General features: G+C 69.3%; 1 protein-coding gene. It reads left to right on the top strand.

Going from position 1 to position 1,092, the window contains the following annotated elements:
• Positions 1 to 26 precede the first annotated feature (26 nt).
• The coding region (locus tag LR393_RS34765) for an AMP-binding protein (protein ID WP_231489480.1) at positions 27 to 1,092 on the top strand (1,066 nt) is incomplete at its 3' end.

Raw genomic sequence — 1,092 nt, 5'->3', positions numbered from 1 at the left:
AACTGGACGATCTGGTCGGCTTTTTCGTGAACACGCTGGTGTTGCGGACGGACACGAGTGGGGATCCCTCGTTCCGGGAGCTGCTGGGCCGGGTTCGGGAAGTGGCGCTGGAAGCGTATGCGCATCAGGATGTTCCGTTCGAGCAGGTGGTGGAGGCGCTGAATCCGGAGCGGTCCTCGGCCCGTCATCCGTTGTTCCAGACCATGCTGGTGCTCCAGAACAACGCGGCGGCCGAGTTCCGCCTACCCGGTGTGAACACGCGGGACCACCCGCTGCGGCAGGACTGGGCGAAGTTCGACCTGACCTTCTTCCTGGAGGAGGCCGGCGGTGGACTGGGGCTGATCCTGGAGTACGCCACCGATCTGTTCGACCGCCGGACCGCACAGGCGATCGCGGCGAAGTTCGTCCTGCTGCTGGAGGCGATGACCCAGGAACCCGACCGGTCGTTCACCCAGGTCGATCTTCTCGGTTCGGACGAGCGATCGGCCCTGCGGCAGTGGCAGACCGGGCCCGCGCTCGGGGCCCAATCCGTTTGCGTGGGGGATGCCTTCGCCCGCCAGGTGCGCACGGACCCGGCCGCCGTGGCCCTGGTGACCGGTGATCGGCGTACGTCGTACGGCGAGCTCGACGTCCGGTCGGCGGCACTGCGGGATGCGTTGCGGGAGGAGGGGATCGGCCGTGGTGACGTGGTGGGGGTGTGTCTGCCGCGGGGTCGTGACCTGGTGACGGCTTTGCTGGCGGTGTTGCGGTGCGGTGCGGCCTACACGGTGCTGGATCCGTTGTTCCCGCTCGCTCGCCTGACCGGGGTGGTGGCCCAGACCCGGGCCCGGGTCGTGCTGACCGATGCCGCCGGCCGGGAACGTCTCGACGGCGCGGTGGATTCCGGCATCTGGTGCACGGAAGGCCTGGCCGGCTGCGACGACGGTGAGTACCCGGGCACGCAGAGGGGAACACCGGACGCGCCGGTCGGCGCGGACGATGTGGCGTGCGTGATGTTCACGTCGGGTTCCACGGGTGTGCCGAAGGGTGTCGCGGCGCCGCACCGGGCGCTGGTGGGGACTTTCGCCGGGCAGGACTATGTGCCGTTCGGGC

This window comes from Kineosporia mesophila (assembly GCF_021129235.1).
GTDB classification, from domain to species: Bacteria; Actinomycetota; Actinomycetes; order Actinomycetales; family Kineosporiaceae; genus Kineosporia; species Kineosporia mesophila.
Note: the sequence above shows the minus strand (reverse complement) of the source record. Positions and strands in the feature narration are given on the sequence as shown.